Genomic DNA, 10,396 nt, shown 5'->3' on the forward strand with positions numbered 1-10,396 from the left:
CAGGACTGGAACAACTGGAACCAGGGCGGAAACGACTGGAATCAGTGGAACCAGGGCGGCCAGGACTGGAACAACTGGAACGTAAATGACTGGAACAACCAGAATAACTGGAATCAGGGCGGTCAGGACTGGAACAACTGGAACCAGGGCGGAAACGACTGGAATCAGTGGAACCAGGGCGGCCAGGATTGGAACCAGGGCCAGCAGAACTGGAACCAGGGTGGCCAGGACTGGAATCAGGGTGGCTTCGACTGGAATAACTGGAATGTAAACGACTGGAACAATCAGAATCAGCAGAACAACTGGAATCAGGGTGGCCAGGATTGGAACCAGGGCCAGCAGAACTGGAACCAGGGCGGCCAGGACTGGAATCAGGGCGGCTTCGACTGGAACCAGGGCGGTCAGCAGAACTTCGACTGGAACCAGGGCGGCAACGACTGGAACAACCAGCAGAACGGCAATAACTGGTACAACTGGGACGTAAATAACTGGAACCAGGGTCAGCAGAACAACGACTGGAACCAGGGCGGTCAGCAGAACTTCGACTGGAACCAGGGCGGTCAGCAGAGCTTTGACTGGAATCAGGGCGGTCAGCAGAGCTTTGACTGGAATCAGGGCGGCAACGGCGGCTTTGACTGGAATCAGGGCGGTCAGCAGCAGGCTAACAACGGCGGCGGCGCTCAGGTACAGTCCGGCAAGAAGCTTTGCGCTATCTCATTCGATGACGGAGCTTCAGCTACAAGCAGACAGGATCCTGCATACAGGATAATGGACGCTCTTATCAAGAACAACATGACAGCTACATTCTTCTATGTCGGCGACTGGATCAAGACAAACGAGCAGGTACAGTTCGCATACCAGAACGGTATGGAAGTTGCTAACCACACCAAGTCACATCCTTCACTCGGATCAATGGGTTCATCTCAGATCAGAAGCGAGTGGGAGCAGTGCAACAGCAAGCTCAAGGGTATCATCGGCGCTGAGCCTTCACACCTCATGAGACTTCCTTATCTCGACGGCGGCGGACAGGTAACATCAGCACTTTACGATGTTCCGCTCATCAGCTGCGCTATCGATACTGAGGACTGGAACAACGCTTCCAAGGATCAGATCGTAAACAAGATCAAGCAGGCTGCACAGAACGGTTCACTTGAGGGCGCTATCGTTCTCTGCCACGAGAACTATGCTACTACAGCAGCAGCTATGGAGGAAGTACTCCCATGGCTCGCACAGAACGGCTATCAGAATGTAAACATCTCTGATATGGCAGCTGCTAAGGGCAAGACTCTTGCAGGCGGACAGATCCATACACGTGTCTGATATATGAATAATTCAGTGTAACGTTCACACGCCAGGTGTTCGGAGCGCTGGAAAGCATTTTTTAAATTGCAATTTTTTCCGAAGGGCAGTCTGCATGATACAGGCTGTCCTTCGGTAATAAATAAGACTTTAATGTCGTTATGCGGCAGGATATGCCGAAAAAGCGCAGCTGCTTTTTATTGCTGTTTTTTTATTGGAAAGCAACAATAAAAAACCGCTGAGTTGTTAATTGAAAAGTACCGCGGACTCAATTGTTATAACGATATAAAATTAATATATAAAAGGGAAGTGAAAAATACTGCTTCTTTGGCGTATATTAACAAAGTTTGGCAGAACGGTACTAATATGAGCGTTTACTGATTGACATAAGGTATAAAATGTGATACAATAAACGAGATGTTTATGATGTAATAGTTTTCTTCAATAGCGATACTGCGAGGAAAATTAATAAAAATGACTTTTAGGAATGAAAAAGATATTTGTTACTACATCCCATCACCGAATATAGTAAAAAAGGCGTTTTTGTCTCGAAATACGGGCTTGCTTGTTAAGACCCTACAGATGAATATTGTAAACAGCTTCTTGTTTTTTGACCGTTTCCGTATATCGGCAGCGGAGAATATCGGTTTATCCTGATATGATCTAAACAATGAGCTTTTTTTGTTTTTCTGAGAGACGTTGTGCAGTATTTAAGGCTTATTCTTCAGGCTTGCACGGACTTCCGCGCCGGCTTTCGTTAAACCTGACATTGAATGAAAAGGAATTGCAAAAATGAATATTTACCAATCAAAAGACAGGAACAGATCCCTTTGCTGCGAGGAACGCGGCAAAGAGTGTCTATTCGATAAAGAAAAAAAGATCAGCTGTAATATCTTTGTTGATCTGCATGAGAATGCTTTACAGAGCGAGTCAGGACTGTATCGGCAGTACGGCGGCATCGTTTGCAAATTCCGCCTCAATGAACTGATACTTGGCGTTCTGCGCGGAGTTTTGCCGTATAACGACGATTTTTTCGCGTAAAACCTTCCTTTTGACGAGAAATGTACAGCTTATGGCAGATGGGATAAGGATATCTGCTGCCGCCGATTTTGCAAAGCTGTAATAAAAACGGGATATCGCGCTTCAGTTTTATTCTTCCTTTTTTCGGAAAGCATATCGGCAGGCCCTGAGTGATCTTAGCTGTCTGAACAGCTTCAGACGGCACTATGTTGTTTGGAGGGAGGCGAAAGGGATTATCCCGTGGGGGTGTACCGATGTTAATGGATATGGTGTTCGGTACAGTAAAAATAAAGAGCTTTTTACAAGGAAGCGCGAAAAAATTATTGTAACTCAGGAGGAAGAAATGAAAAGTAAAGCAAAAAGGTTTATATCGCTTATCGTGACTTTAGTGATGGTATTCACTGTAATGTCAATGACTATGGTAAGCATGACAGCAGGTGCAGCAGGCACAAAGACATATTCGAAAATCAAGTCATATAGTGTTGAATATGGCGGACAGACCTACTGCGGTTACATTCTTGTACCCGAGCAGCCTGGAAAATACCCTGTTAATGTAGTTTACTGCGGTACTGGCGGTCTTAAAAGATGGACGGACTACAGTTTTGACAATTGGATGAATAAGTGGGTAGATAATGGCTATATCAAGCCTTCTATTATTGTTATGCCTTCAGTTATAGATAACGGCAATAATATGGCTTCCGGCGTTGGCACTGACTATGGTATGTTTTCAAGAAATGTACGCAAGCAGCTCGGCAGTATGAAGGAAGCTCTTCTTGCAAGTGAATACAGCAGCTATATCGATCCAAGAACGGATATCTCTGTAAGCGGATATTCAATGGGCGGCTGTGCTTCACTTCTTGCAGGTACATTGTATCCTAAGCTCTATCACAATATCGGTTCTCTCAGCCCTTCACACTGCTACTTTACATATGACGGCAGCGGTTGGGTCAAGAAAGCCAAGGATATAATCTTCTCAAGGAGCAGCAGAGCTAAGCGCCTCATGTCCTACAGCAAGTCTGAGGGTGAGCCGTTTATTTCAAACTTCAAGACATATGAGCAGCTGTCCCGTGAAAACGGCTACAGATTTAAAACATATATCTCAAAGAAGGACGGTCATAACGTTAATCTCTTCTACAGACAGATATTTGTGTATATGTACTTCCTTGATCACAATACTGTTCTGACAGATCAACAGCTTGAGGCCATGGATTACAGAGGATGATCATACTGATCGGCTAAACGGTGATTTTATATCACGTCAGATGAAATTGAACTGAAAAATGACAGCTTAAGGAATGATATCCCGTAAAAAGGGTATCATTCCTTAAAGTATGTATTTTTAAGTTATACAGCAGGGCAGGCAACTGCTTCTGCACAAAGCAAAGGCTTTCAAAAAGATGCTTTAAGTATTATTATTTGAAACATACATTACATAAGAATAACAATGATAAGTAGCAGATATTATACAAGCGTTTTTTTAATGGCTTTTGTTTTTTATGCAGCTTCGGCATTACTTCCGCGGCTGTAAAAAAACTCATTGAAAAAGGAAAACAATGATGAAGAAAATTTTGATCTTAGGAGCAAATCCTGAAACGGTGAGCCTCGTTTTAAAGGCTAAGGAAATGGGACTGTATACCATTGTAACGGATTATGATCCGGACGCATACGCAAAAAAATACGCAGATAAGGCTGCAAATGTCAATGCCATAGACGTTGATGCCTTGGTGGAGCTTGCCAAAAGCGAAAACGTAGACGGCGTTGTGGTAGGAGTTGCGGAAGCTCTTCTGCCCACATACTGCAAGGTCTGCGAAAAGCTTGGGATGCCTGCATTTTCAAGTCTTGAAAGTTTCGAGATAATGACCAGAAAGGATCATTTCAAGGATAAGTGCAGAGAGTACGGAGTTCCCACTATCAGGGAGTTTTCGGCGGATGAGCCTGACAGCATAGTTTATCCTGTGATAGTAAAGCCTGTAGACGGCTGCAGCTCAAAGGGAATAACTGTTTGTGACTGCAGCGATCAGCTCAAGTCAGCCATAGACCGCGCACTTGAGTTTTCAAGGTCGGGAAAATACCTCATCGAGGAGTACATGAAAGGCGACGAGGTCATCTCTTATTACGTTATGCAGGACGGCAACCCCATATTTGTGGGAATGTGTGACAGGTATACGTATAAGGCGAGAAAAGAGCTTGTACAGCTGCCGACTTCGTATATCTATCCGTCAAGATATATAGACTCATATCTTGAACATTCGGACAAAGCCGTAAAGAAGATGATAAAGGGCCTCGGACTTAACAACGGCTCTATATTCTTCCAGTGCTTCGTGGATTCAGAGGGCATAGTGAGGACGTATGAGCCGGGTTTCCGCCTTAACGGTGCTCAGGAGCATATCATTATTTCCAAGGTATCGGGTATAGATGCAAAGGAAATGTACATAAATTATGCTCTGTACGGAAAGGTCGCCGACAGGGATCTTGAGCCGCTCAGCGATCCGAAGCCGAAAAAGATATCCTGTAAGCTTTCGCCTATCGTAAGGCTCGGAACTATATCAAGGTTCGAGGGACTTGACGAGATAAAGGCGATGAACGACGTTGTTGATATCAGACCAAGCTATAATGAGGGCGACACTGTAACATGTGAAGGAACGCTCAAGCAGATAGTATGCCGCTTTTTTATAGTTTCCGACAATAAACAGGCGTTGAAAGAGAACATAGATAAGATACAGCAAGTTTTCAAGGTTTATGATGAAAAAGGTGAGAATATGCTCATTGGCTTGTTCGACACCGAGAATTTAGAAAGACTTTATTGATTGGGTGAGGTTATACAATGAGGATCGGACTTATTGGGTTAGGTGCTATAGGAACTCCTATAGCGCACAAGTTGTTTACAAAGTACGGAAAGGATTTTTGTCTCATTGCAAGCGAGGAGATCAAGCAGATGCTGCTTGCAGACGATATCCGCGTGAACGGAGAGGTCATAGCTCCCGAGATATGCTCGGACAAGGACAGCGAATGCCGCTGTGTCGACCTTCTTCTTATATGCATAAAGAATTACGATCTGAAAAATTCCATTGCGAATATCAAGCCGTTTATCGCTGAAGATACTATAATTCTTCCGCTTCAGAACGGAATCTATGCATATGAGCTGTTCCGTGAGGCATTTCCTGACAATATCGTTATAAGGGGCTATGCTCAGGGACCGAATACGGAGTTTGGTCCTGAGGGAGCTGTTTACAGCAATCCCGGCGAGCTCCATATAGGAAGCGATATTTATCCCGAGGAAGCTGAAACAGCTGCAAATGTTATTAATGCTTCGGGAATGCCTGCATTTTATGAGAAGAACATCAAGAAGATGGTATGGAAAAAGTGGATGCTAAATGTTGCGGGAAACAGTGTAACTGCACTTACAGGCGCTGATTATTCGCTTTTCAAGCTTGATCCTAATCTGCAGGAGATATGCCGTAAGGCTATGGATGAATTCCTTGAGATCGCAAAGGCTGAAAAGGTCGAGCTCGGGAAATCTGATATAGATGATATAATTAATTACTATGTAACTTACATTGGCAGCAAAAAGACGTCCATGCTCATGGATGTAGTCAATGAAAGAAAAACCGAAAACCAGTACCTTGCGGGAAGCGCTCTGAAGATCGGCGAAAAGCACGGACTTTACCTTCCTGTTATAAGTACGCTCTATCGTCTGATGGAGATAAAGGAAGAGGTTTACATGGAAAGGAACGGATGTTTGGCAATGAAGGATCTATTTACTAAGGGTGTTGAGTACAGCGACGCATTAAGAGTTCAGATGAATGACGTAAGCAGAAAAATGGAAGACAAGGAATACGCTTCCGTTATATCAGGCGGCGGAATGCCTGAACAGCTCCGTGAAATTCTTAAGTATGCCACCGAGAATACAGCTTTTTATGCTAAGTACAGGAACGCTGAAAAGCTTGAAGATTTCCCGGTAATGAACAAGACGATACTCAACGAGAATTACGACGATGTCGTAGTTCATGCATATGACAATATCAAGACACACAAGATGCACACTTCGGGTTCTACCGGTATCCCGTTCACAGTTATCCAGGATCTTGCAAAGAGAGAACGCCATATCGCTGATCTTAAATATTTCGGCGCACTGGCAGGCTATGCGGATCATGATCCTATGTGCTACCTCAGAGCAAAGCCTACAGCTACTCCCGAGGAGCAGGACCGCGATAATATCTGGCAGCTCGATATCTGCAATCTCAGCGCAGAGAATCTTACAAACTATTATCATGTAATGGTTGAGAAGAAGTGCACTTCACTTATCGCATATCCATCAACACTGGAGACAGCTGTTGATTACTGGTCGAAGAAGTTTACCAACGAGTCATGCATCAAGACTATCATATCGACCTCAGAGACACTGACTGACGCTGTAAAGGAGAAGCTCAGAAATTTCTTCGGACAGGACGTCGGAGTATATGCAAGATATTCCAATACAGAGCAGGGTATTCTCGGACAGGAAACCGGCAAGAGCGGCAGGTTTGTGCTCAACTGGGCTTCATACTATTTTGAGATACTCAAGTTTGATTCGGACGAGAAGGCTGCTCCCGGCGAACTCGGAAGAATAGTTATCACCGACCTTTACAACAAGGCTTTCCCGCTTATCCGTTACGACACAGGCGACGTTGCAAAGATGTCTGTCGAGAATGAAGGCGAGCTCCCTGTATTTACCGAGCTTTTAGGCAGAAGAATGGATCTTATCTACGATCTTAACGGCGAGGTAGTATCTCCTTTCCTTCTTTGCCGTACAATGAGACTTTCTCATGGTATCGAGCAGTGGCAGTTCATTCAGGAGACTGAGGATACATATACTCTTAAAATTACAGCAAATTCTGATGAAAAGCCTAATGTAGACAATGAAGTTGCAGGCTTCAGGAAGACTCTCGGCGAGGCTGCAAAGATCAACGTGGTCTATGTTCCCGATATACCTGTAATGAACTCTCTTAAGAGAAAGCTCATAGTTTCAAATCTCAAGAAGTAAAAAATTAACAGCACTGTGTACTGCACAGTGCTGTTTTGCATATATTGGCTGTTTCAAGCGCATGAAGCTGTCACTTCAGCTGTATGATGGTACTTCCTTTCGGAAGCTGCGGCGTAAACGATACCGATTATCACCACAATAATACAAAGTATCTGATTGAGCGAAATAACCTTGTCCATGTGTGACTCTCTGAGAAAATCGAGAAGTCCTTTCGCAGCCGAGCAGGCTGTAAGGGTATAAACGGAGGTATTCCTGCATTTTTTCATGAGCATTGCAATCCCGACAGCGAAAATAACGAAGAATACCACAGTTTCCGCAAGCTGAACAGGGAATATACAGCCTGTTTCCGTGACTTTTCCAGAGTATTCCACACAGCAGGGACCATGATAAGGTATGCCGTGGCAGCAGCCTGCGAAAAAGCAGCCGAGCTTGGAAATACTGTATATAAGCGGAAGAACGATAGTGCAGTTTTCGAAGGTAATGCTTGTAGTCCTGCGGTCGCGCCTGATAAGTGCGAGGGTCACTACGCTCAGATACATACCGAAAAGTCCGCCCATAGACGAAAGCCCGTTTTTTGTGCCGCCTGAGGCTGCATAAGTGAGCAGAAAAGCGAAGAAAAAGCTCATAAACGGTGAGAGGAGCGTGATAAAGCCTGCTATCATAGGCTGAACGCCGCGCTTCACGTTAAGAAAGTACTGCAAAGCAAGACCTGCCGCGCATGAAAGGATTATCATCAGCGCATACGGCGGAAAGAACGAATAATCGGTGCATATATGTATGCTCATATTTTTTCACTCCTGTTTCTTGGATTTCAGCTGCATGAATTAAGGCTGTTCACGCATTCGTTGCAGGCTATCATCAGCATAATTATAGCCGCAATTCCTATAACGACCATGATTAACGTAAGTACGACATATACTATGCAAAGTATCTTTGCAAATTTGTTGTCCGGATAGATCACCCTCGCGATTATCATAAGTACCATTGCAGCGATGAACAATAATCCGCTGATAGCAATGAGCGGCGTGAACAATACAGGCAACGTCAGAAGCATGAGAGATACCGAGACAGTGCACAGTATATTGGCTGTATTGCTGTCCTTCGGGGGAGCTGCTCCGTATCCGTACAGCGGCGGCTGATACTGAAAAGGCGGGTACTGGATATTCTTCAATGTTTCTTCATTGACAACGATTTCCTCGCAGTTGTTGAACTGCATGATATAGCCGTATTCAAATCTGTCGATGTATTTTATCCATTTTCCGTCGTTCTGCTTTGCAAATCCGCGCATTGAGAGGAGTCCTTCGTCTGTGCCGTCGGGCGCAAGGTATATGGGATAACCCATATAGTATAAAAGGCTGCAGTTTCTTATTTCAAAATAATGAATTATCATATGATCTTCCCCCATAAAAGGTTTGGTTTGTTTCTATAATACTATTATACAACAAAATCTGCAAAAAGCCAAGGTGACATTTATAACTTTCCCGGTGACATTTGTCACTGTTTTGCTGTGAACTTGACAAAAGCTCTGTAATATGGCAGAATATAAGTGTAAACAATGCCGCTTTCCGCGGTTTTTATCAGTAATAAGGAGAAAAGATGAAAATAATGAAAAAGCTGTTTCTGCTGCTGACATCTGCATTTTTACTTTGCGGCTGCGAGTATGACGACTATGACGTTCCTTATGATCCCCATGAGGGAGCTGAATATGTTGAAGATGAGGAAGCAATGTATCAGGCAATATACAAGCGGCTGTCCGGCGGCAGGTTCAAAGGCGAGATCAGTCTTTACGGCTATGCTAACACTGAAAGAGCATTCGATATAAGCGAAATGGTGCTTGCGGAGCACCCGGAGCTTTTCTGGGTAAGTATCGGCGGAGTCGGCTCAAGCGGCGGAAATGACGTTATAAGCATAAGCTACGGCAGTCTTGATTATGATATGCCTGACAGCAAGGTCGGGGAGATGTGCAGCGAGGTCTCGGAGGCTGCGGACAGGATAATAAGCAGTATTCCCGAGGACGCTGACGACTGGCAAAAGATACTCTTTGTACATGACGAGATAATAAAGAATACCTGGTATCAGAGCGGCGACCTGGAAAGTTATACTGATACTGCATACGGCTGCCTTGTAAATGGCAGGACGCAGAGCTGCGGCTACTCACAGGCATTCCAGTACATAATGGAAAGAATGGGCTTTGAGTGCGGACTGGTCACGAATTATTCCCATACCTGGAATTTTATCAGGTTTGACGGCAAGTATTACTGGGTCGACCTTGCTTATGACGACAGGAACTATGATGATCTTGAATACGGCAGCTCCCATAATTATTTTATGTTCAGCGACAGCGAGCTGACGGAATATCACGAGTTCAATCAGGTGAAGAACAGAAACAGATTTATCCCGAAATGCGACGATATCAGCAAGTATTATTATGTGGTAGACGGCTCGTATCTGAGCGAGTACGACGCTCATGCCATAGCTGAGATAATATCAAAGCATGGAGATGAGGAACAGGTGGAGATAAAGTTCTCGGACGAAAAGGCTTATAAAGACGCCTTAAAGCGTCTGAAAGCCAACGAGAACGTGCATGAAATAATGCAGGCGCTGAAAAAAAAGGACAGACTGGTCTATTGGATGTTTGACGACTGGCATATTATAAAAATAATCCTTGCCCCTGACAAATGAACATAAAAACTGCATTTTTTCCACAAGCTGCAAATTTGGCTTGATTTTTGCTCAAAGGTATGCTATACTTGAAAAGATGTATATTACAGGCGTGTGTGAACAGCCTGGCAGTATCGCTTAATATTATTTTTATAAGAGGTTAAGAAGATGACAATATTCGTAACAGGAGGAGCCGGATTCATCGGCTCGAATTTCGTATTCCATATGCTTGACACCTATCCCGACTACCGCATCGTATGTCTGGACAAGCTCACCTACGCAGGCAATCTTTCGACACTTGAGCCTGTAATGAAGAACCCTAACTTCCGCTTTGTGAAGATAGATATCTGCGACAGAGACGCTATATACAAGCTTTTCGAGGAAGAAAAGCCG

General features: G+C 44.3%; 9 protein-coding genes. 7 read left to right on the forward strand and 2 right to left on the reverse strand.

The window, feature by feature from the left end:
* From IKW96_RS11185 to IKW96_RS11205, 5 genes are all read left to right on the forward strand, one after another.
* The coding region (locus tag IKW96_RS11185) for a polysaccharide deacetylase family protein (RefSeq protein WP_296574656.1) at positions 1–1,320 on the forward strand (1,320 nt) is incomplete at its 5' end.
* Positions 1,321–2,091: 771 nt separating this feature from the next.
* Complete coding sequence (locus IKW96_RS11190; protein ID WP_296574659.1) at positions 2,092–2,340, forward strand: hypothetical protein; 249 nt, start codon at positions 2,092–2,094, stop codon at positions 2,338–2,340.
* A gap of 322 nt (positions 2,341–2,662) precedes the next feature.
* A complete protein-coding gene (locus tag IKW96_RS11195) occupies positions 2,663–3,541 on the forward strand; it encodes an alpha/beta hydrolase-fold protein (protein ID WP_296574663.1) in 879 nt (292 codons plus the stop codon).
* Between the two features lie 334 nt (positions 3,542–3,875).
* Positions 3,876–5,126: an ATP-grasp domain-containing protein gene (locus IKW96_RS11200; protein ID WP_296574666.1), complete on the forward strand. Its 1,251-nt coding sequence runs from the start codon at positions 3,876–3,878 to the stop codon at positions 5,124–5,126.
* Between the two features lie 17 nt (positions 5,127–5,143).
* On the forward strand, positions 5,144–7,342 hold the full coding sequence (locus IKW96_RS11205; RefSeq protein WP_296574668.1) for a 2-dehydropantoate 2-reductase: 2,199 nt from the start codon (positions 5,144–5,146) through the stop codon (positions 7,340–7,342).
* A gap of 53 nt (positions 7,343–7,395) precedes the next feature.
* Here IKW96_RS11205 and IKW96_RS11210 read toward each other — a convergent pair whose 3' ends face one another.
* Positions 7,396–8,127 (reverse strand): prolipoprotein diacylglyceryl transferase family protein, encoded by a 732-nt coding sequence (locus IKW96_RS11210; protein WP_296574671.1) that lies wholly within the window; start codon positions 8,125–8,127, stop codon positions 7,396–7,398.
* A gap of 26 nt (positions 8,128–8,153) precedes the next feature.
* The gene (locus tag IKW96_RS11215) at positions 8,154–8,732 is read right to left on the reverse strand and encodes a hypothetical protein (protein ID WP_296574675.1); all 579 of its coding nucleotides are present in this window, start codon (positions 8,730–8,732) and stop codon (positions 8,154–8,156) included.
* 206 nt (positions 8,733–8,938) lie between these two features.
* Here IKW96_RS11215 and IKW96_RS11220 point away from each other — a divergent pair, with 206 nt between their 5' ends.
* A complete protein-coding gene (locus IKW96_RS11220) occupies positions 8,939–10,024 on the forward strand; it encodes a hypothetical protein (RefSeq protein WP_296574678.1) in 1,086 nt (361 codons plus the stop codon).
* Between the two features lie 147 nt (positions 10,025–10,171).
* The coding region (locus IKW96_RS11225) for a GDP-mannose 4,6-dehydratase (protein ID WP_296574680.1) at positions 10,172–10,396 on the forward strand (225 nt) is incomplete at its 3' end.

It is taken from the genome of Ruminococcus sp., assembly GCF_017549005.1.
Classification (GTDB): Bacteria; Bacillota; Clostridia; order Oscillospirales; family Ruminococcaceae; genus Ruminococcus.

Coding starts and splice junctions, on each gene's coding strand:
- IKW96_RS11200 (WP_296574666.1), top strand. CDS start 3,876: ATGAAGAAAATTTTGATCTTAGGAGCAAATCCTGAAACGGTGAGCCTC.
- IKW96_RS11215 (WP_296574675.1), bottom strand. CDS start 8,732: ATGATAATTCATTATTTTGAAATAAGAAACTGCAGCCTTTTATACTAT.
- IKW96_RS11195 (WP_296574663.1), top strand. CDS start 2,663: ATGAAAAGTAAAGCAAAAAGGTTTATATCGCTTATCGTGACTTTAGTG.
- IKW96_RS11220 (WP_296574678.1), top strand. CDS start 8,939: ATGAAAATAATGAAAAAGCTGTTTCTGCTGCTGACATCTGCATTTTTA.
- IKW96_RS11205 (WP_296574668.1), top strand. CDS start 5,144: ATGAGGATCGGACTTATTGGGTTAGGTGCTATAGGAACTCCTATAGCG.
- IKW96_RS11190 (WP_296574659.1), top strand. CDS start 2,092: ATGAATATTTACCAATCAAAAGACAGGAACAGATCCCTTTGCTGCGAG.
- IKW96_RS11210 (WP_296574671.1), bottom strand. CDS start 8,127: ATGAGCATACATATATGCACCGATTATTCGTTCTTTCCGCCGTATGCG.